Below are 24,036 nucleotides of genomic sequence, written 5' to 3' on the forward strand. Positions count from 1 at the left end.
TCTCTTCCGGGAAGAGAGTTATCCTGTCTGTAGCCCGATCTTGCTGAAGCAGCCTAGGGAAAACAAGCAGTTTGATCTGACTCGTTATACGCTCATCGAGGAGGACCCTGCGCCTGACCGAGCGTTGGCGTGGTCGTATTGGCTGGAGCGGCTGAAAGTGAGCGCCGATAACACACAGCCACGGCTCCGCTTCAGCCACTATGGCGTTGCGCTTTCCGCGGCTATCGATGGGTTGGGCGTTGCTCTAGGTCGTTCACCGATGATCAACGCGGAACTGGAGGCCGGTCGTCTGGTTCGGCCATATGGTGACAATGTCAAGGCGCTCGCGCCCCACGTATATGCGCTCACATGGCCGGAGGGATTGGCTACAGACCAACGGCTGATGGCGTTCCGTGATTTTGCGCTGGATGAAGCATGCGGATGCGAACTTGCGGCCGGTCCGTGCGGGGCTCCGCCATCTGCTGAAGGAGCCCCGGCAGTAAATTGGTCCGGCGATCGAGCAGCTCGCCGGCGTGCTGCACTCTCGGGCATTTAAGCTGAAGCGGCATAGGTGCTAGCGCTCTTGAAGCGCTAGTCGAACCCCTAGAGCACAGTACACGCAGCCGACCACTTTCCCCTGCCATTTCATCACCGACGGGTTCCGGCGCAGGAAATTGCCCAGCCCGCTCGCGCCCACTGCGAATAGGATTGTGCTGACGAGGCCTAGGCCAACAAAGATGATCCCTAGAATGATGAGTTGAAGCGTTATCGACCCGTTCTCTGGCCGAACGAATTGCGGGAGGAATGCAAGAAAGAACAACGCTGTCTTGGGATTAAGGACTTCCGCCAAAATTGCCTGACTGAAAGCCTGACCAGCGGAAATCCGCACTGCGCCGGCCGACGGATTGACTGAGGTTTTTTCCAGAAGCGCGCGTATACCGAGATAAATGAGATAGGCAGCGCCGATATATTTGACGATACTGAACAGCATGGCAGAGGCGGCTATGACTGCCGAGATACCGACCACGGCCATGAGCGTGTGTACCAGGTCGCCAGCGGCAATCCCGGCTCCGGTGGCGATCCCGACCTTCGTTCCAGAAGTTGTAGCCCGCGCCACGGTGAGCAGCGTGGCTGGCCCCGGAATAAAGACAAAGCCTAGAACAACTGCGCAGTACGTAACCATTGTCGTCATGTCGATCATGCTATTTTTCTCCGGGAGAACGATATCAAAGAGGTCAGGCATGCAGCTATTGGCTAATCAGCAGGGCAGTGACTGCGCCACACAACGCTAGCAGTGTCGCAAAGTCTAGAGGTACGCGCCAAATGCTCAGCCGCACCCATCTCCTTGCTTTCTCCTGCATAGCCGGCGTCATTTGGTTCGCTCGTTCGAACTCGAGTGCGCGGGGGATGAAATAGATACCTGACCAGGCACGCATAACGAGATGGCTTGCCGCCGCAATGAAAAGGCACAGGCGTGCAGATGGATGTGCCCAGACCAGCCACAAGGCGGCGATGAGGGTGAACTCAAAGACAAAGTGCACAGGCATCCCGAAGAGCTTCCGGTTGAGCCCACCCTGTTCCGGCTGGATCAAGTGAATATTCGCAGGCCATATCCGATCCACCAACAGGCACTCGTACAACGCGCCGCCTAGGCTCATGGCGGCAAGAGCAAGCGCGGTAAAGGCTGCGAAGGGAGCGAGCACGCCATGCATTGCGGGTGCCTCCAACTGTGATATCTTGACGATCGATTATCTTGATTGCTAAGGGAATCTGATGGTAAAGTCAAATCAGCGGCGGACAGACCAGATGACGAGGCTTGGCGTAGCGCTTCGGATAGCTAGCGCCCAGAGTATCTTAATTAGCCAGGCAGTCGCCGACGCAGTCGGGCTCACTCCTACAGCCCTTGAGTGCCTCGATCTGATTCAATTACGCGGCTGTGCCACCGCAGGTGACTTGGCGCGGCATACTGGCTTGACGACCGGAGCCGTCACGAGCCTGATCGATCGGTTGGAGCAGGGCGGTTACGTCACTCGTGAGCGTGATCCGCAAGATCGTCGACGTGTCTACGTCCGGCTGCGTCCCGAGAACATAGGCGCACTCGCAGCGATCTATCATCCTCTCCAGGCGGCGACGGAACGGCTGTTTAACCGCTACTCGGCGGCAGAATTGAACCTGCTCATAGATTTTACAGAACGCAGCGCAGAGATCGCGAGCGATTTCGTTAGAAGCCTTAGAAACCTGGAAACTCAAAATGACAGCGCTGATAAGCGGTAAAAGGGGTTGTATAGATGTCGAAAACTGATGGGTTATCAGAATTACTCATTCATCAAGCGAAGTTGCAGGCCGAAGCCGACGCGCTAATAGATGCGCTCGGCTTGGACAACTTGCTGTCAGAGATCGGAAGTCCGACGCGCGTGGGAAGTTCCGCACTGGGTCTGATGGTCCGCCGGGATATCGACATCACCGTTACGTGCAAGAAGCTGGATGAGGAGACGCACCGCGCGGTGGCTGAACTTGGCGGGAAGCTGGCTATGCATGCTTCTATAGGCTCTGTTCAATTCCGCAATGATACGGGTATCTGGAACAGTGATGTCGAAAAATATCCCGATGGCCTGTATCTGGGGGTAACCTGTCGCGACGAGACCGGCCGAGACTGGACCTTTGACATCTGGTTTGTCGACGAGCCGGAGAGGCAGCCTGATCTCAAACATCTTCGCACAATTCCGTCAAAGCTGACCACTTCCGCTCGCCAGTCGATTTTGGCGATCAAAACCGCGCTGGCGAACGGTTCCTGTTCAGGTAGACGCCCATCCAGCTTTCAAGTTTATGAAGCTGTACTCGAATACGGCGTAACCAGCCTGTCTGAGTTTGAAGACTGGCTGAAAGGGCCTCGTCAACCAGAGTTCTAGGTCGTCGCGACCAAGAACTCTTCCGCGCTCGATAATTGCAAGCCATCCTTCCGGTTCGTGAAGTAGCGTTGTGCAAGTGCGCTCGGGGGGACATGCCGAACATCCTGAAAGCCGGCACTCCGAGCCATGGCCATTATCTCTTCAGGCGCGAATAAGCTAATGAATGGTGTTCCGCTTGCGCGTGCACCCTCGAGCGCCTGCCCAAGCTGTAGCCGAACATCAGGCGGCATGAGATAGAGCGGCAACATGAACGTCATGGCGAGTGTCGATCCTGGCGCAAGCGCCGCGACCTGACGGAAAGTTGCCAGAGTTGCTTCTTTCGTCAGGTACATGCTGACGCCGGTGGAAGCTATGATGGCCGACTGCTTCGCATCGAAGCCCGCCTCCGCAAGTGCCTGCCAGACAGAGCCTCCTGCTTCGAAATCAACCGGGACAAAGCGCAACCATTCAGGAATGCCATAGCCAAGCGCGGTCAGCCGTTGGCGTTTCCATTCCTGGGGCGCCGGCTGATCGACTTCAAAGATGCGCATCCGACACGCAACGTCTGTCCTGCGTTGGGCGAAGGTGTCGATGCCGGCGCCTAAAATGACATACTGCGCAACGCCGCGATCAGCTTGTTCAATGACCAGATCTTCGACAAACCTCGCTCTGGCAACCATCGACGCACGAAAGGTCTTTGTAAAATCGGGATCCATGTCGGGACGACGCCGCCACTCCGCGCCGGGCGCCAGAAGGCGAAGCCCAACCCTGTCCTCAAAGACGTGAGGCGCTGCATCGATCTCGACGTGCAGGGCACGCCACAGCGCGGTACGTTCTGCCGTGCTCTCCGGCGCCAAGTTCGCCTTGCCTTGCATCATGTTGATGCGCCGGCTTTTGTCTGTGCTGGGGCTTCCAGGCTCCAGGTCCGCCCATCCGGATCGCGGACAGTCATTTCCCGCGTACCCCAATGGGTGTCTGCGAACGGCGAAACGACTTCAAACGGGGGGGCAAGGTCAAGGGTTTCGCCATCGCGAATCTTTAGCACCATTTGGATGGCAGGCTGCTCGTTCTCTGGCACTTCGGCGATGAAAAGATACGGGCCCGCCTCGTTGCGCAGTTGTCCAGAATTATGATCGGTTTCAAAGTCAAGCTCGTATCCCAAGGACTGAAAGAACTTTGCGGACTTTCCCCAATTATGGGTCGTCAGGAAGATTGCTTTCACACCTTCGGTCTTCATTGTTCATCTCCTTTTCTACGTCTGTTTTGGCTGCGCGGAAGATCTCCTCTCTTGTTGATTTTCTCGTTCAGATACGCGCGTAGCGCGTCGGCAACGAGCGCCGAGAGCGACATTTCGGCTTCAATCGCATGATGTTTGACCTCTCGGATCAGGCTGACCGGGAGGTAAACGTTGAACTGCTTGACATCTTCACTAGCCATAGGAGCTAGTATGCTAGCAAACTAGAATCAAATCAACCCTGCTGGTGAGTGCGTGCCCATGTCCGATGTTGAACAGCCCGAATTAGCTTATCGCCGGGTTCTGGCCCTCACAGCGGCATTGTTTCTCTCGTATCTTACTGTTGCAATGTCGTTGCCGGCGGTGCCGGTCCACGTCGTGCATGGCCTGGGGCTGGATAACGCCTACGGGGGGCTAGCTGTCGGGATTACCTTTGTATCGACGATCCTCACGCGTGGCTGGGCTGGAGCCCATGTTGATCGACTCGGAGGCAAACATTGTATGCAGCGGGGCCTGCTCCTCTATGCTGCGGCCGGGCTGATCTGCTTCACCGCGAGTTGGCCTCAACTTCCCATGGGCGGCAGCTACGCGGTGCTGATCGTCGGGCGCCTTCTGCTTGGTCTCGGCGAGAGCGTTGCTAATGTGGGCATGATAAGCTGGGCCATTGGGCTGATGGGGCAGGCGAGAACTGGCCGGGTCATGTCGCTCGTTGGCGTCGGTATGTACGGTGCCTACGCAGCGGGTGGTCCATTGGGACTTGCGCTCCTGAATAGGCTCGGCTTCGCTTGGCTGATGGTTGCCTGCACGGTGCTGCCACTCGTCGGGTTAGCTGCCATCTATCGGCTGCCAGCGGTGGCACCGCATGCGGGTCAACGGGAGTCCTTCTGGCGGATAATCGGTCGCATTTGGCGTCCGGGCACGGCTCTAGGTCTTCAAGGTGTTGGTTTGCACGCGGAACTGAGCCAGTTTTTCCACCGAGAAGTGAGCCACCTCTAAGTATGGTTTTCTGATCAGGGTTTAGTCAAGGGATTGGCGTTTTGTCCTCTCTTCTGTGCTGCGGCTGCCGAGCTGGCCTTGAAGCGGAAGCTGTCGTTCCCTGTTTCCAGGATATGGCAGCGGTGGGTCAGGCGATCGAGCAATGCGGTTGTCATCTTGGCGTCGCCGAAGACGGTTGCCCATTCGCTGAAGCTGAGGTTGGTGGTAATCACAACGCTCGTCCGTTCATAGAGCTTGCTCAGAAGGTGGAAGAGCAGTGCTCCCCCTGAGGCGCTGAACGGCAGGTATCCCAACTCGTCGAGGATGAGCAGATCAAGGCGGACCAAGGTCTCTGCGATCTGCCCCGCCTTGCCTTTAGCCTTCTCCTGCTCAAGCGCGTTGACCAATTCGATGGTCGAGAAGAATCGGACCTTTCGACGGTGATGCTCGATCGCCTGGATGCCGAGGGCGGTGGCGACATGTGTTTTTCCTGTGCCCGGTCCGCCGACAAGCACGATATTCTGCGCGCCGTCGATGAACTCGCATCTATGCAATTGGCGCACCGTCGCTTCGTTGATTTCGCTGGCGGCGAAGTCGTATCCGGAGAGGTCCTTGTAGGCTGGGAAGCGGGCAGCCTTCATGTGATAGGCGATGGACCGGACCTCGCGCTCGGCCATCTCGGCTTTCAGCAACTGGGACAGGATCGGCACGGCTGCATCAAAGGCTGGAGCACCTTGCTCGATCAGGTCACTGACGGCTTGGGACATGCCATACATCTTCAGGCTTCGCAGCATGATGACGACGGCGGCACTGGCTGGATCATGACGCATGGCGACCTCCAACGATCCGGACACGCAGGCCATCATTGCGTTCGACATTGCCCTTGGGTTCGCGCAGCAAAGTCAGTGCCTGTGGCGTATCGACGTCGGGACCGTCAGCCGTCTTATCGTCGATCAGCATATGCAGCAGGTTTAGCACATGCATTTTGGTTGCCACGCCTTGATCCAAAGCCAATTCCACAGCACTGATGACGGCCTGTTCGTTGTGATGAAGGACGAGGGCAAGGATATCGGCCATCTCACGATCACCACCAGGGCGGCGCAGCATCTGCTCCTGCAGCTGTCGAAAGGCCAGCGGCAATTCCAGGAAGGGTGCGCCATTGCGCAGTGCTCCAGGCTTGCGCTGGATGACCGCAAGGTAATGGCGCCAGTCGTAAATCGTCCTCGGCGGTTTGTCGTGGCTGCGTTCTATGATCCGCGGATGTTCGCAAAGGATATTGCCCTCGGCCGCAACGACCAGTCGCTCGGGATAAATCCTCAGGCTGACGGGCCGGTTCGCAAAAGACGCAGGCACGCTGTAACGATTGCGCTCGAAGGTGATCAGGCATGTCGGCGAGACGCGCTTGCTCTGCTCGACGAAGCCGTCAAACATGGCGGGGAGCGCCATCAATACTGCCCGCTCATCAGCCCAAACATCCGCGATCGAGCCGGACAAGGTGCCATGCGCTGTCTCCCGCCACAGGTCCTGGCAATGCTGTTCCAGCCAGATATTCAATGCCCCCAAATCTGGAAAGTCGGGCATCTGTTGCCACAGCCGCGGTCGGGCATCCTGGACGTTCTTCTCGACCTGCCCCTTCTCCCAGCCCGCGGCGGGATTGCAGAACTCTGGCGCAAAGACGTAATGGTTCGTCATCGCAAGGAAACGGATGTTGACCTGTCGCTCCTTGCCGCGGCCCACACGATCGACCGCTGTCTTCATGTTATCGTAGATGCCACGACCAGGCACGCCGCCAAACACGCGGAAGCCGTGCCAATGGGCGTCAAACAGCATCTCATGCGTCTGCAACAGGTAGGCCCTGACAAAAAACGCGCGACTGTGCGATAGCTTGATATGCGCGACCTGAAGCTTCGTGCGCTCGCCGCCTATCACGGCATAGTCCTCACTCCAATCGAACTGGAATGCTTCGCCTGGTCGGAAAGACAGCGGAACGAATATGCCGCGGCCCGTCGTCTGCTGCTCACGTTGCCGATCAGCCCGCCAATCACGAGCGAATGCGGCGACCCGACCATAGGAGCCGGTAAAGCCGAGAACCACCAGATCGGAATGAAGCTGCTTCAGTGTTCGGCGCTGCTTGCGCGACTTTCCGGTCTCGGTCTTCAGCCAGGCCGCGAGTTTGTCGGCAAAAGGATCAAGCTTGCTCGGTCGTTCCGGTACCGTGAACGTCGGCTCTATCGTACCCGCGCTCAAATACTTCGCGATCGTGTTGCGCGACAGACCGGTGCGCCGGCTGATCTCGCGGATCGACTGCTTCTCTCGCAGCGCCATGCGCCGGATGATGTTTAAAAGTCCCATGTGGATCACTCCGCTGCCCCCGTCGCTCACCGCGTTGGGGGGAAGGTTCACATGGCTCAGTTCTCAATGGAAATTATCTGCCTAACTGGCTCAGTTCTGCGTGGAAACCAACAGCCTCACCGCAATCAGCTGTTCACGCAGCCACTGATGTCCTAAATCTTCGTCAAAGCGCGGATGCCAACCGACCTGCAGCTGGAACGGATCGAATGCGAATGGGAGGTCGAAGCGGTCGATCATGTGATCAAAGCGGTGTAGGAAGCGCTCAGGCAACGTCGCCAGGCAGTTCGTGCGCTCAAGTATCGGTGGCACCGCTGTGTAGTACTGCACGGATACCGTGGTGTGTCGATAATGCCCCAGCTCTGCAAGAAAATCATCGATCCCACTGTGATAACTGCCATTGGTAGACACCAGCACATGCTCATAAGCGCAGTATTGCTCCAGCGTCATTGCAGCCGTGCCGCGAGGATGCCCTTTGCGTTGGGCCACCTGAAACCTGTCGTCGACCAGATCATGGGTGCGCAAACCAGGGGGCATGAAGGCTCGGGTGCCGATCACCAGGTCGATGCGGCCGCGAGCTGCAAGATCCAGGACCTCATCCCGGGGTATCTGGAGCATGGCCAATCTAATGCCTGCATACGACTGCTTCCGAATGCACTCGATGAGATCCAGTCCAATCGTCATCGCGGCATTGTCATTGAGGGCGATCGTGAAATCGCGCTTGGCCGTGCTGGGATCGAAAGCGTAGGGCGCCTCGACAAGATCCTCAAGCCGTGTCAGCAACTCATGCAGGGGTGATTTCAGCTGCGCTGCACGTGGCGTCAACCGCATACCTCGGCCGCGCTCGGCCGGCACCAGCAAAGGATCATCAAGCACCTGCCGCAAGCGGGCCAATTGGGCTGAGAGTGCAGGCTGGCTGATGGCTAAGCGTCGTGCTGCACGAGTGACGTTGGCCTCTTCAAGCAGAACATCCAACGACACCAGTAGACCCATGTCGTGCTTCTTCATAACTTTAATCTATTGCTAGCTACTATCAAATATCAATTTTACAGATCCATTCCTGGCGCTGTCTAATCTCGCTGTACACCCTGCTACAGGAGAATAGTCATGCATACCTACGAAACAAAGCTTGCTTTGGCCAAGCAGTTTCATGCCGCACTGACCCGCCGCGACTGGCAGGCGATCCGTAAGCTTCTTACCGACGATGCCACCTGGGTTCTGCCCGGAGACAATCAGATCTCTGGTCCAGCGGTCGGTGCGGAAGCAGTCGTTGCCAGAGCTGAGCTAATTGCCAGCTTCGGCCTGAATTTCGAGCTCAAGCACATTCTGGTAAGCCGGGATAATGTCGCGCTCTCGCTGCATAACACTGCACGCCGGAATGACCTCGTACTGGACGAGCATCTGGCTACGGTCTGCACCTTGCGCGATGGCAAGATCGCTGCTATCGAGACCTACCTGTCCGACCTGCCGGGCATGAATGCCTTTTTTGCCAGGGACTGAAGGTTCGAGGTCAAGGCGACGCCCTCGGTCGAGAGTGGAGCTTGGCCGAGCTTGCCGATGCCCATGCCGTCATAGCCCGATCGGCGAACTCGGCCCGCCATTGCTATCGCGCCGAGTCAGGCCTGCGCTACCGGCTCCTAGGAAACCATCATGGCGTCGACTTGGTCACGTCAGCGCAGTTCACTTGCGCTACGGCCAAGACGCCTATATGATTCGTATACGTTTCATATGCAACTAGACACATGGGTATCGTGAACATCGACGACGATCTGCATGACCAACTGCGCAAGGCCAGCGCAGTATCGTGCCGGTCGATCAACGCACAGGCAGCCTTCTGGATCAGGATCGGCATGCTGTGCGAAATGAATCCAACGCAAAGCTTCAACGATATCGTTGCTCGTGAACTGCGGGCCGCGGGCGTTGTGGCGCAACCCATCAAGATGGGGGCGTCATGACCAAACGGCCAGAAGAAATTGCGCTGATGGCAGAGTCAGGCCAGCTTTTGGCGCAGGTGTTCAGCCATCTTGATCGGCTGAACCTGATCGGCATGTCCACGATGCAGGTCAACGATCTGGTCGATGACCTCATCGTCCATGAACTCAACGCACGTCCGGCCAGCAAAGGGCAATACGGTTACGCCTACGCGCTAAACGCCTCCCGCAACCATGTGGTCTGCCACGGCGTTCCTTCCGCCGAGGACATCCTGCAGGACGGGGACATCGTCAATTTCGACATCACGCTGGAGAAGAACGGCTACATCGCCGATTCCAGCAAGACCTATCTGGTGGGCCAGGTGTCGCAGCCGGCACGGCGGCTCGTGCAAGTGGCTTATGAAGCGATGTGGAAAGGCATCCAGGCTGTCCGCCCAGGTGCCACGCTCGGTGACGTGGGCCACGCCATCGAGCGGCATGCCCGCAGGAATGGTTATTCGATCGTCCGGGAATACTGTGGGCACGGTATCGGTCGTGAAATGCACGAGGACCCCCAGGTTTTGCACTGGGGCAAGCCGCGAACGGGGCTAGTACTGCGCGAAGGCATGGTTTTCACCATAGAGCCGATGGTGAACCAAGGACGACGTGCCATTCGAACTGAGGACGACGGCTGGACGGTGGTTACGCGCGATGGGCAATTGTCGGCTCAGTTCGAGCATACCGTTGCTGTCACCGGGAACGGTGTGCGTGTCTTGACGCTGCGCCCGGGCGAAAAGGCGTTGCACTGATCCAGTGTGGTAGCGATACGGACTTTCGCTCAGGACCTGACTTTGCCTTCGGGTAAGAACACGCCGTTGCCGGCGTGCTCTCGGTGCGTGTCAAGGTAGTTGTCGCCTGATCTCATGCAGCTAATCGGTTACTTGTCATGCTGTCGGCTTTGCCTCGGCGCGCCCGCATCGCGGTCGGGATTGAGGGTGACGGCGCCAACGCGGCTCCAGTTGCGGGTCGGTCCGGTCCTGCGCTGCGGATGACGCTGGCGGGCAAGCTCGTATACCCATCTGCGTGCCTGCAACTGGACCTCATCCTGACCGGCATGGCGAACGGCCGGGGCCACGAAGCGCAGCCCGCTGTGCAGGTGCTCGTGGTTGTACCAGTGCACGAACTGCGCCGCCCACGTCCGTGCAACGCCCTTCGGGGGGCGAGCTTTTCGCCGCGTATTAGCTGCGAGGCGCTTCGATTGCGCACCGCCGCGATGTCCGCTTCACCCCTTCCCTGGCAGTGAACGGCAGAAATTCTCAATCAATGGAGTCAATGCATCCGGTGTTTCTAACATAGGCAAATGCCCTGCATCTGGTACTACGGTCATGACGGCTTGCGATACGCGGGGAAGTAATTCTTTCCTCAGTACCTCGGGCGAATCCACGCGATCCCGCTCGCCTGCAATAACAAGCGTAGGTACGTCGATGGCACCTACCTGTCCAGTGATGTCTTCCAAGCTGGTCGCTCTGGGCCAAGCTAGCTTGGCCGCTGGCGCGCCACGCAAGCTGTCCGCGATCACTTGTTCGCGATCCTCCGCTGACAGTGGGAGGGCCGTCAGCACGTTGTCGATAGTCGCCTCCACTGTTTCGCGATTTGCGTAGGCTCCTGCCATCATTTCGCGTGCCTCTTTCGGCAAGATCATTGGCGATGGCGGTGAAGGAGCGATGAGAACCAGCCCGACCAGTCCGACAGGCCGCCGCGACGCCATAAGCTGAGCAACCTTGCCTCCCATAGAGTGACCGATCAGAACGTAGCGCTTCGGGTGCAGCGCTGCGATCACGCCCTCCGCATCGGCTGCAAGGTCTGCCAGCCCGTAGCCCATCGAAGGCGCGTCGGATTGACCCCAGCCGCGATGATCGAGAGCAAGCGTATGGAAGTTCGGCGCCAGCCTGGAGCAGACATGCTTCCAAGTGCGAGACGAGCCGCCCCAGTAATGCAGAAAAACGAGTGACGGATCGCCTTGCCCTTGTTCCTCGACATGGATCTCTATGCCGTTCGATTCGACCTTCATCGGAACATCCTTTTGCTAAAGCCCACCGGGGATCGGCTGGCTACAGTGCTAGGCTAGACCCATTCCGTTCGGCCGATAATTGGCCTAGATTTATTACCACCTGATAATCAGGATATCGAATGAGGTGGTATGGATAGATTGCTCAGCATGGCGGTGTTCGTCTCCGCAGTCGAAGAAGGCAGCTTGGTAAGCGCCGCTCGGCGGTTTGGCCTGTCACCCTCGATGGCGGGCAAGCACGTTTCCGCGATCGAGGGACAGTTGAAAGTTCGGTTGCTTCAACGCAGTACGCGCAAGTTGACGCTAACGGATGTAGGAAGGTCCTACTACACGCGATGCAAGCGCTTACTGGAAGAGTACGAGGACGCGAATCGCGAAGCCCAGGACGCGCAACAGAGTGTGCGTGGAATGTTGCGCGTGGCTGCGCCGACAACCTTTGGGGCACTGCATCTTGGTCGCGTTGTATCGAATTATCTGGCTGAATACCCCGATGTCTCGATCGAGACCACGCTGAGCGATCGCTATGTCGATCTACTGGCAGATGGCATCGACATTGCTATCCGCATCGGCCGTCTGCAAGACTCCGATCTCGTTGCTCGGCGGCTCACCTCGTGTCGCATGATGTTCTGCGCAGCGCCATCCTTTTTGGCACGACATGGCGAGCCGAAAACCATCGAACAGCTCCGCCAGGCACCTCGGCTTGCTTTCTCCCAGGCGGTTTCAGCCGGAGACTGGAGCGTTACGGATGCTAACGGCCAGACATATCACATTGATGGTGAGATCCGGCTCGCTGCAAACAACATGCAGATGCTGCTAGCGGCAGCGCTGACAGGGGCGGGGGTGGTCTACGGCCCCAGCTTCGTGTTCGAGCAGTCCATCGCCAGCGGTGCGCTTCGTGTCCTGCTGGCCGACCACAAAACAACTGATTTGGCGATTCATGCCATCTATCCGAGCAAGCGGCATGTGTCGTTGAAAGTTCGCCGCTTCATCGAGCATCTGAGCATGAGCTTCGGCGACACGCAGCCATGGGATCTCATGCATAGGAGCACTACGGCTTGAGGTTGCCCCTGAGCCCTGGAATGCATAGCCCCAGCCCTGAGAATGCCGGGCGTTGGACGCGCCCCAAACGTAGCGTGGCGGTTGCCTTGCTCAAACAGCAGTCGAGCGCTTGTCTTCGTGGTGCGTCCGCTGGCCTCGCCTCTAGGCCGGCAGAAGCCCGGTTGCCCTGTAGCTCGTGATCAACGTATCGAAAAGACTTAAGTCGGAACGCCCACGTGCCATCAGCTGCGCTCCTGTGATTGCAGCATAGATGGCCTGCGCGCGTTCTTTCGCGATGTTCGGATTGACAATCCCGGCGCTCGCCAAAACCTTAGCCAGCCATGTGATATGCACATCAGAGAATGTTCGAACTTCTTGCCTCACATTCTCGGGAAGGTCATCGTATTCAGCCGTCATGAAACTGCACAGGCAGATGCGGTTGTCGTTCTCCAGCGCCTTCCTGAACATATTGGGATATCTGCGCAAGCAATCTGTGGGGTCCGGAAGCCGATTCAACAGTTCTTCCAATTGCGTCGACGAATTTTCCCAGTATCGCCTGGCAACTGCAGCAGCGAGAGCCGCCTTGCTCGGGAAATGATGGTAAAGACTTGCAGGTTTGACACCGACTTCTTCGGCCAAGCGGCGAACGCTCAAGCCACCGTAACCGTGCGCCTGGGCGATTCGTGTTGCAATGGACAAGATCTTGTCACTGGAGTTCGTGTTTCTCTGACTCTCCACGGCTGTCGCCCTCGACTTGTGTAATGACGCTCCACTGCGGTATCTTGTCTTGCGACCGTCTGGTTACGAGTACGTCGAACGGCCTACCTGCGAGCAAATGCGGGTTGGCTCTTTACGCTGGGGCGCATTTTCATCCTTTCGTACCATGCCAAGAGCGCCGTGCATTCGGCGGGTACCGCCAAGTCGACGATATCAGCGAATATCAGTCCGGCGATGACCGTAATGTCGGCCATGGAGAACGCGTCGCCGGCAACATAAGCTCGCTTGCGAAGCACATCGTCGAAATAATGCATGCCTCGCAAGGCCTTGTCGCGCTGCCTGAGTCCCCATTCCCTGTTCTGGTATTGCTCCACCAGTGGCCCCAAACCCGGCGTTCCATGGTGGAAGTAAACACTGATGGCGTCAAGCAGCTCCAGTTCGGCGCGCTTGCTCATCATGTGAATCATTCCCCTCTCGAACGCTGTGGAGCCCGTCAAAACCGGACCGCCGACAAGCGCATCGAGATACTCCGTGATGGCGGTGCACTCGGCAATGCACGTTCCATCCGCAAGCTCAAGTACCGGAACCGTGCCAGAGTAGTTTTTCCCCGCAATGAATTCGGGATCCTTGTGTTCCCCTTTACGCAGATCGACCATCACGAATTCCACGCGCGACTGGAGGTTCTTTTCCGCCAGAGCGATCCGGACACGGGTCGGATAGGGGCCTATGGGGAAGTCATAGATCTTCATTGCTGGCTCACCATCGACCGCCATTGCAACAGTATTCATTTAAGGGCTCTCCACGCGACGATTTCGTATCAGTGAACAACTAGTATCAGTTTCATGCTACCTAACGATCGTTAGGTTGAATGCTATTGGGTAGCAATGCCAATGTCAACTGTGCCTTGCCGCCGCAACTGCCGCTCAAGCCATGCAATCGTCTGCGCTCCCCAGCGATACCTCGTTCACCTCCGACCGCTGGGTTGCATGCTTGCGTGACCACGCGTACCAGGATGGGGGGAGCGTCGACGGATTGTGCGCATCACAAACGAAGCATTGAGGTCCGTTGCCTCGGCTGTTGCTGGACTCTGGCGGCACAACCTTGGCGAGAAGGGCTCAAGCGCGATCTCATCCAGCGCAGTCTGCTGCCGGAGATGGTGGAGTCGGCGTTAGCGATGGGGCATTGCAACAACGTCGATGTGTTATCTGCCAGCATCGGCCTCTGGATGACGACTGCATCCACATCGGCAACGCCGATTGAGCGCGTGATCGCCCTTGGCGTCACGATGACTCCCAATAATGCTTATTGCTACCTTTTGATGGCGTTGCAACTCGTCGTCAAATATTCTGCTATGAAATCAAGAAACGCGCGCACTTTGGCGGACGACACCTCGCTGCGTTCCAGGTAGGTCGCGTAGATGTCGGCGTTGGGTAGCTTCCAATCCCCCAGCAATGGAATCAGTTCGCCCCGGGCCAGGTAGGGTGCGATTTCCCATGCTGAGCGGATGGCGATGCCATGGCCGTCCAGCGTCCAGCGCAGCACGGCGTTGCCATCGTTGCTCGATAGCACATTGTCGACTTTGACCGTCTCGGTGGACTTTCCGCGGCGGAAATGCCAAGCGCCGTAGGCCGCATCGTTTTCCCGAACGATCAAGCAGGCGTGACGCACCAAGTCGTGCGGAACGTTCGGCTTACCGTTCTGGGCAACATAGGCCGGCGAAGCGCATAAAAGACGGTGATTGCGCAGCAACAACCTTGCATTGATCCGGGTGCTGGGGGGATCGCCGAAGCGGATGCCGATGTCATAACCGTGTTCGCGCAGGTTCAAGGGCTGGTCGGTCAATTGCAGTTGCACCCGTATGGCGGGATAGCGGGCAACGAACGCCGAAATGGCCGGTGCCACCCGCGCACGACCGAAACCGTATGAGGCATTGACACGGAGCAGTCCGGCCGGTTCGGCATGGCCGCGGATCAGCACTTGCTCAAGTTCCTGCAATTCCCCGAGCAGGCGTGATCCCTCGGCCAGGTAGCGTTCGCCCTCCGGCGTGAGTGTCAGGCGTCGTGTCGTGCGATGGGTCAGGCGCACGCCGAGCCGCTTTTCCAAATGCGCCAGGCGCTTGCTGACCGCTGGCGGGGTGACGCCAAGTTCGCGCGCGGCCGCAGCCAAGCTGCGATGGCGCGCCACTAGGGTGAAAAGGCGGATGTCGGAGAACTCGGACATGATGCTCCAATTCGTTCTTATCAGTTATGAATTGAATAAATATAATTCAATAACGCCGTTCTGATGCAGGAATAGAATGGCCGTCGGAACATGGAGGCAAGGGATGTTCGAAGGCTTTTCCGACGTATCCGCCACGGTCGATGGCATCAAGATTCATGCGTTGATGGCCGGCACCGGGCCGGCGCTGCTTCTGCTGCATGGACACCCTCAGACACACGCGATCTGGCACAAGGTGGCTCCGACGCTGGCGCGGCAATTCACGGTTGTCGTTGCGGACCTGCGCGGCTATGGCGACAGCGGGAAGCCGCCAGGCGAGCCAGACCACGCCAACTATGCCAAGCGTCGGATGGCCTTGGACCAAGTGCGATTAATGCAGGCGCTGGGCCTGCCGACGTTCGCGGTGATCGGTCATGACCGGGGTGGTCGGGTCGCGGCGCGGATGGCGCTGGATCATCCAGATGTGGTATCCCGCCTGGTCACGCTGGATGTGGCACCCACGCTGGCGATGTACCAGCAGACCTCATTCGAATTCGCGCGCGCCTACTGGCACTGGTTCTTCCTCGTGCGACCGGCACCCTTCCCGGAGACGCTGATCCGGGCCGATCCGGATCTCTACCTGAAGCAGACGATGGGTGCCCGCAGTGCCGGCCTGAAGCCTTTCGCGCCGGAAGCCTATGCCGCCTACCTGCGTTGCCTGTCCGATCCGGCAACCGCACATGGCATCTGCGAGGACTACCGTGCCTCGGTAAGCATCGACCTCGAACACGATCAGGCCGATCTTGCCGCGGGCAAGCAGATCCAATGTCCCTTCCTGGCGTTGTGGGGACGCGATGGCGTGATCGAACGCTGCTTCGACCCTCTGGCCGAGTGGCGCCGCTGGAATCCCCGCGTAAAGGGTATGGCGCTGCCCTGCGGCCACTACATCCCGGAGGAAGCGCCCGAGGTGTTGCTCGATCACGCCCTCGCCTTCCTGCCTTCATGAATGTCCTCGAGCCTGCCCATGCCAGCGACGACGCTTTACCGAAAACTGGTCGATTCGCACACCGTCGAACGCCTGGATGTCGACAACGTGCTGCTATATGTCGACCTGCACATCATGAACGAATACACCAGCCCACAAGCTTTTGCAGGACTGGCGCAACGTGGATTGCGGGTGCGGCGCCCACACCAGCAAATGGGCGTGGTCGATCACGTCATCCCCACGCGCCCGGTGCCGATCGCGGCGCGTACGATCGACATCGCCCCCGCCGCACGGCAAGCGGCGAACTTTGCCGCCAACTGTGCTGAGCAGGGGATCGAGCTGTTCGACGTGCGTGATCCGATGCAAGGAATCGAGCATGTCGTCGCGCCGGAACTTGGCCTGATCCGTCCCGGCATGGTCGTATTATGCGGCGACAGCCATACCACGACCTACGGTGCCCTCGGGGCACTCGGGTTCGGGATCGGCACGTCGGAAGTGGAGCATGTGCTTGCCACGCAGACTCTGGTGTACCGCGTGGCCAAGGACATGCGAATCCAAGTCGATGGTCGACTGCCTCTGGGGACGACGTCCAAGGACCTGATCTTGCACATCATCGCCAAGATCGGAGCACAAGGCGCGCGTGGCTATGCGGTCGAGTATGTCGGCGAAGCTATCGCCGCACTGTCCGCCGAGGCGCGCATGACCTTGTGCAACATGACCGTGGAAGCCGGTGCCCGCGCGGCGCTGATCGCGCCTGACGCGATCACATCCGACTACGTGTCCGAGCGGATCTGCGATATGGACGACGCTGCGCTGGCGGCCGCGCACACGGCATGGAAGCAACTCCGCACGGACGCATCGGCGCGTTTCGATGCCGAGCATCGCTTCGATGCTTCCGAGGTCGCCCCCTATGTCACCTGGGGGACCAGTCCCGACCAGGCGCTGCCGGTGAATGGCACCGTGCCGCCATTGAGCGACGCCTCGGGTGATATCGAGAAGGCAACTTGGCACAAGGCGCTGGATTACATCGGCTTGGCGCCTGGCACGCCGATCGAAGGTATTCCGATCGACCGCGTGTTCATCGGTTCGTGTACGAATGCCCGCATCGAGGACCTGCGCGAGGTGGCGCGGGTGGTGCAGGGGCGCAAGGTTGCACCAAGCGTGCGGGCGATGGTGGTGCCTGGCTCCGGGCTGGTCCGTGACCAGGCCGAACGCGAAGGGATCGCGCAGGTGCTGGTCGAGGCAGGGTTCGAATGGCGACAGCCGGGCTGTTCGATGTGCCTGGCGATGAACGACGACGTACTCGCGCCGGGCGAGCGTTGCGCCTCTACGACCAACCGCAACTTCGAGGGTCGGCAGGGCCGGGGCAGCCGCACGCATCTGATGAGTCCGGCCATGGCTGCCGCTGCCGCAATCGCCGGACGCATCGTCGACATTCGCAAGGAGTTCCGTGCATGAGCGAAACGCACCGTATCACAGGCGTGGCGGCGCCATTGCCAATCGGCAACCTGGACACCGACCAGATCATGCCCAAGCAGTTCCTGCTGGGGATCGACAAGAGCGGATTGGCAGACGGACTGCTGCATGACCTGCGTTTCGACACCGAAGGGCGGCTTCGCCCGGACTTCGTGCTCAACCGTCCGGAATATCGCGGCGCGCGCATTCTGTTGGGCGGGGCGAACTTCGGCTGCGGATCGAGCCGGGAGCACGCGGTATGGGGATTGCAGCAGGCCGGGTTCGATGCTGTCGTCGCGCCGAGTTACGGAGAGATCTTCTATTTCAATGCGATGAACAATCGCCTGCTGCTTGTCACCTTGCCGCCGGAGCAGGTCCAGGCGTTGATGGACAGCGTGGCGCATGGCCAGGAAAAGCGCCTGACCATCGACGTGGAGAAGCAAATCGTTTCCACGCCGCAGGGCGATGAATATCCCTTCGATTTGCAACCCAGGCAGAAGCGGATGCTGGTCGATGGCTTGGACATGATCGGCATGACCTTGCGCGATGCAGCAGCCATCGACCGGTTCGAAGCTGAGCATTGGCAGGTACGTCCCTGGTGCCGTGTCGATATCGCCAGGACGCGGGCAAGAAAACGCGGTGCGGGCTTGAATTCCGTACGCAGCCAAGGACAGGCCTTGTCCTCCGAAAAGGAAAGGTAGCGATGAACATGGCGATCATGGGGAACGGATGGTTAACGTTCAGCCACTGCCTGCTTGCGGCGGCTGGGCGATGTGTATTTCACGACAGGGACACGGAACCCCCTACCGAGATGCGGCCGTGTCGGATTCGCTGATGAAGTTCATCGGCGTCTTGCCGAGCCGCCGTTTGAACATGGTGGAAAACGCGCTGGGGCTGTCGTAGCCCAGATCCAGCGCCACCTGCGTGACGGACTGCCCAGCCGATAGCCGGGGCAGCGCCGCCAGCAGGCAGGCTTGCTGCCGCCATGCCCCGAAACTCATGCCCGTCTGCTGGTGAAAGAACCGGGTGAAAGTGCGCAGGCTCTTGTGCAGCCGTTGCGCCCACATCTGCGGCGTGGCCTGGATGCTGGGCGACTTCAGGAACGCCTTGCACAGCCGTGCAAGCTGGCGGTCTTGGGGGATCGGCGCGAACAGGGGCATCGTCTGCGTCTGGCGCACTTCGTGCAGCAGCAACTGCGCCAGCGCACCGTCGCGCCCGTCCTCGTCGTACAGCGCGGGCATGTCCGCCGAGGCCAGCAGCAACTGGTGCAGCAGAGGGGAGATGACCAGCGCCTCGCAGTGATCTGCCGGGCGCGGCGCGGCAGCCGGCTCGATGTAGAGGCTGCGCGTACTCACACCCTGCATCCGCACGCGGTGGGGTTTGCCGGCGGGAATCCACACGCCGCTGTACGGTGGAATGGCCCATGCGCCATCGTCCGTTTCCACTTCCATCACCCCGCTCATGCCGTACAGCACCTGGGCGCGCCGGTGCGTATGGGTGTCGAGCAAGGTGCCCGGCGGGTAATCGGTGCCGATGGCCAGCACGGGGCGCGCCACGGCATCCACGGAGTCCAGCGGTATGTTGCGCATGGCAATGGATGGCCTAAACAAAAGGATTATTGACCAATCAGCGAGAGACAGCCAATTCGGCGCACCCTATCGTGAAGTTTCGTCCTCTCACGATGCGGTTTCCGCCATGTACTTCCTGCTTTTGTTCTTTGGTTTCCTCGCCGGGATAACGACCGTGCTGTTCGGCTTCGGCGGTGGCTTCGTCGTCGTGCCCGTGCTGTATTCCGTGCTCCTGGCTACGCATGGCGGCAGCGCCGTGGGCGACGCCGCCATGCACGTGGCCGTTGCCACGTCCACCTGCGTGATGATCTTCGGTGCGGGGCTGGCGACGATGCGCCATCACAAAGCTGGCACGGTGCCGTGGGATCAGGTGCGCCCGCTACTGGGCTACATCGCCGTGGGCGCAATACCGGGCGCGGCTGCCGCATTGGCATTGAGCGGGGACTGGGTACGCTGGGCCTTCATCTTCTACCTGGGGTTGACGATCCTCGACAGCATCCTGCGGCCGGGCTTCACCCAGGAAACGGCTGCGCGGATTCGTCCATGGGGACGGTGGATGACCGCTGCCGCAGGCACGGCGATTGGTGCGATCGCCGCCTTCCTGGGCGTGGGCGGCAGCGTGATGACCGTGCCGCTGATGCGCCGCCGCGGCGCCAGCATGACCGCTGCGACAGCAGCGGCCAACCCACTGTCGCTGCCAATGGCCGTGGTCGGCTCGGCGACTTATGCGCTGCTGGCGTGGAACGATGCACCGCTGGGTGCATGGCACGCGGGTTACATCGACTTGCGCGCTTGCGCGGTCTTGGCGGTTGGTTCATGGCTGGGTATCCGGGCCACATCGAGGTGGATTAGCCGGATTCCCGATACCATTCACGCCAAGGCATACATCACGCTGCTGTGCGTCGTTCTGCTGGTGATGCTGGTGGCTTAGTCTTCTCTGCCTCTAGCTGTGATCTCTCAGTAGGTTGTTCATCCAGGGCATCTCTGGAAGATGGGGGTTACGAAGCGAAACCAGCCCCCAGGAGCCCCGGATGAACAACCTACTGAGAGATCACAACTAGTCCACAATGCAGGTCAACGATCTGATCGTTGGCCTCATCGCCCACGAGCTCAAAGCGTTCCCGGCCAGCAAAGGGCAGTACGGGTACGTCTATGCGCTCAACGCCTCCCGCGACCGTGTGGTCTGCCGCGGCATTCCTTCCGCCGAGGACATCCAGTAGGACTGGGGACATCGTCTAGGCTCAAGTCGCAACAACCAGATACGTGGCCGTTGTCATCGCCGATATCAATCTCGGCCAGCAATCAAGCCACATCGGCGTCCGATGTGAACAGCTTGGGCCACGGGGCTGGATCGGCCCATACCCATCCACTGCACACAGTCAGCTCATGGCACGCGCGTAGGTCCGGATCAGCGAGTCGGGGCAGACAAGGAAGGTGAAAACGGGGCGGCGCGGTCTCCGGTTTGTTTGTCGTGTCAAAGCCGGGTTTCGGTTCGACTGTCACCGGATTGGCTTCCCTCCGGTGTTGTCCCATGGACTCTTGCGCTGTTCCTCATGCCGCTCGCGCTCGCCCAGCATGGATTGCTACGGCCATCGCCATTCTGGCGTTGGCCACTCGCGCCGCCGCTTCGGAAGTCTGGGTCGTTACCGACTCGCATCATCCGGTCCTTGGCCAGGCTGACCGACACCTCATCCTGGACGCGGCCGCGGTGCTCGAAGCGGAGCTGGCCGACAACCTGCCCACCGATCCTGAGCGCGCCAGCGCCATCGTCCAGCAACGCCTGAAATTGGGCGGTACAGACCTGCAGCGAAGGATCGGCACCGCCTACCAGGGTATTGCCGATGCCTGGAGCCTTGGCGTCACCAAGATTCCCGCCATCGTGGTGGATCGCCGATACGTGGTCTATGGCGAGACGGACGTGGCCCGTGCGGTAGCCCGCATCGACCAATACCGGAGGACGCAGCCATGACGAGGCGTCCGTTCGCGCCATCCCGGCGCCAGCGGTTGGCCATCGCAGCGCTGCTGCTGGGGTGTTCCGCATCGTCCTTTGCACTGAACACCGCCACCATCGTGGCCTCCACCCTGTCGCCGGATTGCCTGGAATACCGCGTCACCGGCATCTGCTATTGGCTCTATTGCACCTGGACGGGATGCACCGTACGCACCTCGGTCAAGGTGCGCCACTACATCCCGGATGCCGTGGTGTCGAGCTACTCGAACACCGGCGAGAACCCTTGGGTCGAGGTGCGGGCGATGAGCCTGCCGAACCCGACCGCGAAGGCCGGCGGCGACGGCACCACCAACGAGGATCACGAGAACAACCTGGCGAAGTTCAAGAACGCCGACGTCATCGGCCATCCCGGTGGCCATGTGTTCAGCCAGTTCGCCAGCGCCTCCGGCTACACCTGCGAGGGCGCCGGCACCGCCTTCATGCCCTATCTGCTGAGCACGCTCGACACGCTGGCATGGCGCTACAACATCCCCGAGGCGCTGTATCCGGAAGCACTGATTCCCGGCCGGCGCGAGATCGGCACGCGCACAGGCCTGAATCTCTGGGGCAACGTCTATCCGCGTGGCGGCTTCCTGCACCAGGTGGATGATCACAAGGCCGCAGCCGTGGTCGCCCAGCGCGCGGGTGACATCGTGACGCGCCGCAACCAGATCCACGTCTACAAACCGCTGCTCGCCAGTTCGCGCGATGGCTACTGGCCGGCCGGCGCCCTGATGGAAACCAATGCCGCCACGGGCAAGTGGCAGGAGCTGACCCCCACGCTGTCCAGCAGTTGCGCGGTGTTCCCCCACGGCAATGCCAAGGTGCAGGCCCGGCAGGGGGACTACGCCTGGGCATTGTGGCGTCCCTATAGCTGCTGCCAGCGCCGCGGCCAGGTGTTCCTCGGCAGCGTCGATTTCCTGTGAGGCCCGATGCCATGACGACTCCATCGCCGAACGCCCGTCGATTCCTGTGCACCGCATTGGCCGTTGTCGCAGCGCTGAGCTGCTCCAGCGCCGGGGCGCAGACCAGCGTCAACGAGTACGGCGTCCAGCACCAGGGCAGCGTGATCGGTGATGACGTGCTCTACAGCATTGGGGGCGGCCGCGCGGTGTCCATGAGCGGTGCGGCCAACATGCACTCCATCGGTGTTGGCGTCGGCTGGAACAGCAACCTGATCTGTGGCGACATGAGCATCACCACCACGCTGCAGAACCAGTTAAACGGCATCACCAACGGCTTCCAGTCCATCATGTCCTCGGTGATACAGAACGCCACCGCTGCGGTGGCGTCGCTGCCCGCGTTGATCATCCAGCGCGCCGATCCAGGGCTGTACAACCTGCTGACCAATGGGGTGCTGCAAGCCAGGCTGGATTTCGATCGCAGCAAGCTGACCTGCCGTGCCATCGCCAACCGCATGGCCGACATGGCGGGTGGACAGCTCGGCTGGGACCAACTCGCCGAAGGCATGGCGCTAAAGCAGGCCGTCGCGAGCACCGATGCGGTCTCGGCGATCGACGACGCCGAGGCGAACCGTGGCAACAATGGCGTTCCTTGGGTCGGCGGAGACAACGCCGGCGGCGCGGGCCAACGTCCGGTGCGCGTGGTCGGCGACGTGACCCGCGCCGGCTACAACCTGCTCAACGGCCGTGGCGTCGGCGACACCAGTTCGATCCCGCAAGCGAACTGCGGCGGCAACCTGGCATGCCAGACCTGGAGTTCGCCCGATGCCGCCGCAGCCTGGGCCGTTCGCGTGCTGGGCGAGCAGGAACAGCGCACCTGCGATGCATGCACCAAGACCGTCACCACGCCGGGCGTTGGCCTGACCCCGCTGATCCAGGAGGAATACGAGGACAAGCTGCAGGCCCTGCAGGAACTGGTCGCCGGCAGCCGGCCAACCACGGCGCAGAACCTCAAGGCTGCGAGCAGCGCGTCGCTGCCCATCACCCGTGGGGTGATCGAGGCCCTTCGCGACGAGACGGACCAGGACATCCTGGCCCGGCGCCTGGCCTCGGAGGTCGCGCTGGCCAGCGTGCTGGAGAAGGCGCTGCTGCTGCAACGCACGCTGCTGACCGGGCGCAAGGAGCCCAACGTCGCCGCCAACGAACTGGCCCAGAAGGCCGTCACCCACGAAAGCGACATCCTCGATCGCGAGATTCACAACCTGAAGGCAGAGCTGGAACTGCGCCGCGAACTGGCCAGCAACTCGCCGATGGCGATCATCCAGCGCCACAGCACCCGCGCCGCCGGTGCGCGTGGCATCTACGAGGGTGACCCGGTACGCAATCGGGTCGATGAACTGCAGCGGCCGCCGTCCGGCGGAAGCCATCCATGAATACCGTGGTGCGGTGCCTGCGCTGGCTGCCCCGCCGGCGTGCCATCCTGGTGCTGGCATGGGCGGTATCGCTGCTGATCGCCGCAACCGCCGTCAATGTGGTCGGCATCCGCATCGCGGGTGGCATCGAGGGCTGGCAGCGCTGGATGGCGGCGCAATCCGGGGCCTTCCTGGCCTGGCGCTTGTTGCTCTACGCCGCCACCGCCTGGGGTTGGCTCTGGATGCGCCGTCGTCTGCGCGCGCGGGAACCGGAGCGCGCTGCCGGGCAGCGGCTGTTGCGTGCGGAGGTTGCGGCCATCGTCGCCGTGATCGTGCTGGAAGTCAGTCTGCTGATGCAGGCGCGGTAGCG

29 protein-coding genes and 2 pseudogenes are annotated in these 24,036 nt (G+C 60.3%); 17 read left to right on the plus strand and 14 right to left on the minus strand.

Going from position 1 to position 24,036, the window contains the following annotated elements; all coding sequences use genetic code 11:
• Positions 1-10: 10 nt before the first annotated feature.
• A pseudogene (locus ABD927_RS24620) lies at positions 11-535 on the plus strand (LysR substrate-binding domain-containing protein); the annotation flags it as partial.
• A gap of 18 nt (positions 536-553) precedes the next feature.
• On the opposite strand, the gene ABD927_RS05925 reads toward ABD927_RS24620, so the two are convergent.
• Positions 554-1,180, minus strand: coding sequence for a LysE family translocator (locus ABD927_RS05925; protein WP_032963801.1), 627 nt, complete (start codon positions 1,178-1,180; stop codon positions 554-556).
• Positions 1,181-1,226: 46 nt separating this feature from the next.
• Positions 1,227-1,691 (minus strand): hypothetical protein, encoded by a 465-nt coding sequence (locus ABD927_RS05930; RefSeq protein ID WP_345247301.1) that lies wholly within the window; start codon positions 1,689-1,691, stop codon positions 1,227-1,229.
• A gap of 94 nt (positions 1,692-1,785) precedes the next feature.
• Between ABD927_RS05930 and ABD927_RS05935 the strand changes: the two genes are divergently transcribed.
• Complete coding sequence (locus ABD927_RS05935) at positions 1,786-2,253, plus strand: MarR family winged helix-turn-helix transcriptional regulator (protein WP_168334300.1); 468 nt, start codon at positions 1,786-1,788, stop codon at positions 2,251-2,253.
• A gap of 14 nt (positions 2,254-2,267) precedes the next feature.
• The gene (locus tag ABD927_RS05940) at positions 2,268-2,888 is read left to right on the plus strand and encodes a hypothetical protein (protein WP_043223441.1); all 621 of its coding nucleotides are present in this window, start codon (positions 2,268-2,270) and stop codon (positions 2,886-2,888) included.
• On the opposite strand, the gene ABD927_RS05945 is transcribed toward ABD927_RS05940, so the two are convergent.
• The 3 genes from ABD927_RS05945 to ABD927_RS05955 are packed head-to-tail and all read right to left on the minus strand — an operon-like array spanning position 2,885 to position 4,304.
• Positions 2,885-3,742 carry a class I SAM-dependent methyltransferase gene (locus tag ABD927_RS05945; RefSeq protein ID WP_345247447.1) on the minus strand — a complete coding sequence of 286 codons (858 nt, stop codon included), beginning with the start codon at positions 3,740-3,742 and terminating at the stop codon, positions 2,885-2,887. The two genes, ABD927_RS05940 and ABD927_RS05945, sit on opposite strands and share 4 nt — an antisense overlap.
• Complete coding sequence (locus tag ABD927_RS05950) at positions 3,742-4,104, minus strand: VOC family protein (RefSeq protein ID WP_032972548.1); 363 nt, start codon at positions 4,102-4,104, stop codon at positions 3,742-3,744. The genes ABD927_RS05945 and ABD927_RS05950 overlap by 1 nt, the downstream gene beginning before the upstream one ends.
• Positions 4,101-4,304, minus strand: a complete 204-nt coding sequence (locus ABD927_RS05955; RefSeq protein ID WP_062737779.1) for a ribbon-helix-helix protein, CopG family — start codon at positions 4,302-4,304, stop codon at positions 4,101-4,103. Before ABD927_RS05955 ends, ABD927_RS05950 begins: the two co-directional genes overlap by 4 nt.
• A 58-nt stretch (positions 4,305-4,362) precedes the next feature.
• Between ABD927_RS05955 and ABD927_RS05960 the strand changes: the two genes are divergently transcribed.
• The gene (locus ABD927_RS05960; protein ID WP_201792704.1) at positions 4,363-5,097 is read left to right on the plus strand and encodes an MFS transporter; all 735 of its coding nucleotides are present in this window, start codon (positions 4,363-4,365) and stop codon (positions 5,095-5,097) included.
• Positions 5,098-5,111: 14 nt separating this feature from the next.
• On the opposite strand, the gene istB is transcribed toward ABD927_RS05960, so the two are convergent.
• From istB to ABD927_RS05975, 3 genes are all read right to left on the minus strand, one after another.
• The gene (gene istB / locus ABD927_RS05965) at positions 5,112-5,906 is read right to left on the minus strand and encodes an IS21-like element helper ATPase IstB (protein ID WP_036589678.1); all 795 of its coding nucleotides are present in this window, start codon (positions 5,904-5,906) and stop codon (positions 5,112-5,114) included.
• Positions 5,896-7,428: an IS21 family transposase gene (gene istA / locus ABD927_RS05970; protein ID WP_345247449.1), complete on the minus strand. Its 1,533-nt coding sequence runs from the start codon at positions 7,426-7,428 to the stop codon at positions 5,896-5,898. Before istA ends, istB begins: the two co-directional genes overlap by 11 nt.
• A gap of 90 nt (positions 7,429-7,518) precedes the next feature.
• Positions 7,519-8,433 (minus strand): LysR family transcriptional regulator, encoded by a 915-nt coding sequence (locus ABD927_RS05975; protein ID WP_230592673.1) that lies wholly within the window; start codon positions 8,431-8,433, stop codon positions 7,519-7,521.
• A 99-nt stretch (positions 8,434-8,532) separates the two neighbouring features.
• Between ABD927_RS05975 and ABD927_RS05980 the strand changes: the two genes are divergently transcribed.
• The 3 genes from ABD927_RS05980 (at position 8,533) to map (ending at position 10,144) form a co-directional block, all read left to right on the plus strand.
• Positions 8,533-8,925, plus strand: coding sequence for a nuclear transport factor 2 family protein (locus tag ABD927_RS05980; protein WP_001554375.1), 393 nt, complete (start codon positions 8,533-8,535; stop codon positions 8,923-8,925).
• Positions 8,926-9,167: 242 nt separating this feature from the next.
• Positions 9,168-9,380 (plus strand): ParD-like family protein, encoded by a 213-nt coding sequence (locus tag ABD927_RS05985; RefSeq protein WP_001554376.1) that lies wholly within the window; start codon positions 9,168-9,170, stop codon positions 9,378-9,380.
• Positions 9,377-10,144, plus strand: a complete 768-nt coding sequence (gene map / locus ABD927_RS05990) for a type I methionyl aminopeptidase (RefSeq protein ID WP_345247318.1) — start codon at positions 9,377-9,379, stop codon at positions 10,142-10,144. The genes ABD927_RS05985 and map overlap by 4 nt, the downstream gene beginning before the upstream one ends.
• Positions 10,145-10,272: 128 nt before the next feature.
• Here the strand turns inward: map and ABD927_RS05995 are convergent, their stop codons facing one another.
• Positions 10,273-10,515 (minus strand): hypothetical protein, encoded by a 243-nt coding sequence (locus ABD927_RS05995; protein WP_052754977.1) that lies wholly within the window; start codon positions 10,513-10,515, stop codon positions 10,273-10,275.
• A 102-nt stretch (positions 10,516-10,617) separates the two neighbouring features.
• Complete coding sequence (locus tag ABD927_RS06000) at positions 10,618-11,406, minus strand: alpha/beta fold hydrolase (protein WP_009618129.1); 789 nt, start codon at positions 11,404-11,406, stop codon at positions 10,618-10,620.
• A gap of 129 nt (positions 11,407-11,535) precedes the next feature.
• Between ABD927_RS06000 and ABD927_RS06005 the strand changes: the two genes are divergently transcribed.
• A complete protein-coding gene (locus ABD927_RS06005) occupies positions 11,536-12,462 on the plus strand; it encodes a LysR family transcriptional regulator (RefSeq protein ID WP_345247323.1) in 927 nt (308 codons plus the stop codon).
• Positions 12,463-12,603: 141 nt separating this feature from the next.
• On the opposite strand, the gene ABD927_RS06010 is transcribed toward ABD927_RS06005, so the two are convergent.
• The 3 genes from ABD927_RS06010 to ABD927_RS06020 form a co-directional block, all read right to left on the minus strand.
• Positions 12,604-13,179 (minus strand): TetR/AcrR family transcriptional regulator, encoded by a 576-nt coding sequence (locus ABD927_RS06010; protein WP_024128187.1) that lies wholly within the window; start codon positions 13,177-13,179, stop codon positions 12,604-12,606.
• An 83-nt stretch (positions 13,180-13,262) separates the two neighbouring features.
• A complete protein-coding gene (locus ABD927_RS06015; protein WP_345247329.1) occupies positions 13,263-13,946 on the minus strand; it encodes a glutathione S-transferase in 684 nt (227 codons plus the stop codon).
• Positions 13,947-14,466: 520 nt separating this feature from the next.
• Complete coding sequence (locus ABD927_RS06020) at positions 14,467-15,378, minus strand: LysR family transcriptional regulator (protein ID WP_062737775.1); 912 nt, start codon at positions 15,376-15,378, stop codon at positions 14,467-14,469.
• A gap of 103 nt (positions 15,379-15,481) precedes the next feature.
• Between ABD927_RS06020 and ABD927_RS06025 the strand changes: the two genes are divergently transcribed.
• Genes ABD927_RS06025 through leuD form a run of 3 tightly spaced genes read left to right on the plus strand, consistent with a single transcriptional unit; the run spans position 15,482 to position 18,495 of the window.
• Positions 15,482-16,360 (plus strand): alpha/beta fold hydrolase, encoded by an 879-nt coding sequence (locus ABD927_RS06025; RefSeq protein ID WP_345247332.1) that lies wholly within the window; start codon positions 15,482-15,484, stop codon positions 16,358-16,360.
• 18 nt (positions 16,361-16,378) lie between these two features.
• A complete protein-coding gene (gene leuC, locus ABD927_RS06030; protein WP_043223483.1) occupies positions 16,379-17,797 on the plus strand; it encodes a 3-isopropylmalate dehydratase large subunit in 1,419 nt (472 codons plus the stop codon).
• Positions 17,794-18,495: a 3-isopropylmalate dehydratase small subunit gene (gene leuD / locus ABD927_RS06035; RefSeq protein ID WP_223850484.1), complete on the plus strand. Its 702-nt coding sequence runs from the start codon at positions 17,794-17,796 to the stop codon at positions 18,493-18,495. Before leuC ends, leuD begins: the two co-directional genes overlap by 4 nt.
• A 102-nt stretch (positions 18,496-18,597) precedes the next feature.
• On the opposite strand, the gene ABD927_RS06040 is transcribed toward leuD, so the two are convergent.
• Positions 18,598-19,383, minus strand: coding sequence for an AraC family transcriptional regulator (locus ABD927_RS06040; RefSeq protein WP_027350551.1), 786 nt, complete (start codon positions 19,381-19,383; stop codon positions 18,598-18,600).
• Between the two features lie 106 nt (positions 19,384-19,489).
• Between ABD927_RS06040 and ABD927_RS06045 the strand changes: the two genes are divergently transcribed.
• The 6 genes and pseudogenes from ABD927_RS06045 (at position 19,490) to ABD927_RS06070 (ending at position 24,034) form a co-directional block, all read left to right on the plus strand.
• Positions 19,490-20,293 carry a sulfite exporter TauE/SafE family protein gene (locus tag ABD927_RS06045; RefSeq protein WP_105811911.1) on the plus strand — a complete coding sequence of 268 codons (804 nt, stop codon included), beginning with the start codon at positions 19,490-19,492 and terminating at the stop codon, positions 20,291-20,293.
• 130 nt (positions 20,294-20,423) lie between these two features.
• Positions 20,424-20,576 (plus strand): annotated as a pseudogene (locus tag ABD927_RS06050) (type I methionyl aminopeptidase); the annotation flags it as partial.
• A gap of 317 nt (positions 20,577-20,893) precedes the next feature.
• Entirely contained in the window at positions 20,894-21,331 is a 438-nt protein-coding gene (locus tag ABD927_RS06055) for a TIGR03757 family integrating conjugative element protein (protein ID WP_032958302.1), read from the plus strand.
• Positions 21,328-22,278, plus strand: coding sequence for a TIGR03756 family integrating conjugative element protein (locus ABD927_RS06060; RefSeq protein ID WP_048939760.1), 951 nt, complete (start codon positions 21,328-21,330; stop codon positions 22,276-22,278). The genes ABD927_RS06055 and ABD927_RS06060 overlap by 4 nt, the downstream gene beginning before the upstream one ends.
• A gap of 11 nt (positions 22,279-22,289) precedes the next feature.
• Positions 22,290-23,687, plus strand: a complete 1,398-nt coding sequence (locus ABD927_RS06065; protein ID WP_048939759.1) for an integrating conjugative element protein — start codon at positions 22,290-22,292, stop codon at positions 23,685-23,687.
• A complete protein-coding gene (locus ABD927_RS06070; protein ID WP_105774133.1) occupies positions 23,684-24,034 on the plus strand; it encodes a hypothetical protein in 351 nt (116 codons plus the stop codon). The genes ABD927_RS06065 and ABD927_RS06070 overlap by 4 nt, the downstream gene beginning before the upstream one ends.
• Positions 24,035-24,036 lie beyond the last annotated feature (2 nt).

Source organism: Pigmentiphaga soli (genome assembly GCF_039541095.1).
Lineage (GTDB): Bacteria > Pseudomonadota > Gammaproteobacteria > Burkholderiales > Burkholderiaceae_B > Pigmentiphaga > Pigmentiphaga soli.

Excerpts from the sequence above, each read along its gene's own strand:
- ABD927_RS05980 (WP_001554375.1), top strand. The coding sequence starts at position 8,533 with ATGCATACCTACGAAACAAAGCTTGCTTTGGCCAAGCAGTTTCATGCC.
- ABD927_RS06045 (WP_105811911.1), top strand. The coding sequence starts at position 19,490 with ATGTACTTCCTGCTTTTGTTCTTTGGTTTCCTCGCCGGGATAACGACC.
- ABD927_RS05930 (WP_345247301.1), bottom strand. The coding sequence starts at position 1,691 with ATGCATGGCGTGCTCGCTCCCTTCGCAGCCTTTACCGCGCTTGCTCTT.
- istA (WP_345247449.1), bottom strand. The coding sequence starts at position 7,428 with ATGGGACTTTTAAACATCATCCGGCGCATGGCGCTGCGAGAGAAGCAG.
- ABD927_RS05940 (WP_043223441.1), top strand. The coding sequence starts at position 2,268 with ATGTCGAAAACTGATGGGTTATCAGAATTACTCATTCATCAAGCGAAG.
- map (WP_345247318.1), top strand. The coding sequence starts at position 9,377 with ATGACCAAACGGCCAGAAGAAATTGCGCTGATGGCAGAGTCAGGCCAG.
- ABD927_RS06015 (WP_345247329.1), bottom strand. The coding sequence starts at position 13,946 with ATGAATACTGTTGCAATGGCGGTCGATGGTGAGCCAGCAATGAAGATC.
- ABD927_RS06060 (WP_048939760.1), top strand. The coding sequence starts at position 21,328 with ATGACGAGGCGTCCGTTCGCGCCATCCCGGCGCCAGCGGTTGGCCATC.
- ABD927_RS05925 (WP_032963801.1), bottom strand. The coding sequence starts at position 1,180 with ATGATCGACATGACGACAATGGTTACGTACTGCGCAGTTGTTCTAGGC.
- leuD (WP_223850484.1), top strand. The coding sequence starts at position 17,794 with ATGAGCGAAACGCACCGTATCACAGGCGTGGCGGCGCCATTGCCAATC.
- istB (WP_036589678.1), bottom strand. The coding sequence starts at position 5,906 with ATGCGTCATGATCCAGCCAGTGCCGCCGTCGTCATCATGCTGCGAAGC.
- ABD927_RS06040 (WP_027350551.1), bottom strand. The coding sequence starts at position 19,383 with ATGCGCAACATACCGCTGGACTCCGTGGATGCCGTGGCGCGCCCCGTG.
- ABD927_RS06020 (WP_062737775.1), bottom strand. The coding sequence starts at position 15,378 with ATGTCCGAGTTCTCCGACATCCGCCTTTTCACCCTAGTGGCGCGCCAT.
- ABD927_RS06025 (WP_345247332.1), top strand. The coding sequence starts at position 15,482 with ATGTTCGAAGGCTTTTCCGACGTATCCGCCACGGTCGATGGCATCAAG.
- ABD927_RS06005 (WP_345247323.1), top strand. The coding sequence starts at position 11,536 with ATGGATAGATTGCTCAGCATGGCGGTGTTCGTCTCCGCAGTCGAAGAA.
- leuC (WP_043223483.1), top strand. The coding sequence starts at position 16,379 with ATGCCAGCGACGACGCTTTACCGAAAACTGGTCGATTCGCACACCGTC.
- ABD927_RS06070 (WP_105774133.1), top strand. The coding sequence starts at position 23,684 with ATGAATACCGTGGTGCGGTGCCTGCGCTGGCTGCCCCGCCGGCGTGCC.
- ABD927_RS06065 (WP_048939759.1), top strand. The coding sequence starts at position 22,290 with ATGACGACTCCATCGCCGAACGCCCGTCGATTCCTGTGCACCGCATTG.
- ABD927_RS05960 (WP_201792704.1), top strand. The coding sequence starts at position 4,363 with ATGTCCGATGTTGAACAGCCCGAATTAGCTTATCGCCGGGTTCTGGCC.
- ABD927_RS05950 (WP_032972548.1), bottom strand. The coding sequence starts at position 4,104 with ATGAAGACCGAAGGTGTGAAAGCAATCTTCCTGACGACCCATAATTGG.
- ABD927_RS05985 (WP_001554376.1), top strand. The coding sequence starts at position 9,168 with ATGGGTATCGTGAACATCGACGACGATCTGCATGACCAACTGCGCAAG.
- ABD927_RS05955 (WP_062737779.1), bottom strand. The coding sequence starts at position 4,304 with ATGGCTAGTGAAGATGTCAAGCAGTTCAACGTTTACCTCCCGGTCAGC.
- ABD927_RS05935 (WP_168334300.1), top strand. The coding sequence starts at position 1,786 with ATGACGAGGCTTGGCGTAGCGCTTCGGATAGCTAGCGCCCAGAGTATC.
- ABD927_RS05975 (WP_230592673.1), bottom strand. The coding sequence starts at position 8,433 with ATGAAGAAGCACGACATGGGTCTACTGGTGTCGTTGGATGTTCTGCTT.
- ABD927_RS06000 (WP_009618129.1), bottom strand. The coding sequence starts at position 11,406 with ATGAAGGTCGAATCGAACGGCATAGAGATCCATGTCGAGGAACAAGGG.
- ABD927_RS06055 (WP_032958302.1), top strand. The coding sequence starts at position 20,894 with ATGGACTCTTGCGCTGTTCCTCATGCCGCTCGCGCTCGCCCAGCATGG.
- ABD927_RS05945 (WP_345247447.1), bottom strand. The coding sequence starts at position 3,742 with ATGCAAGGCAAGGCGAACTTGGCGCCGGAGAGCACGGCAGAACGTACC.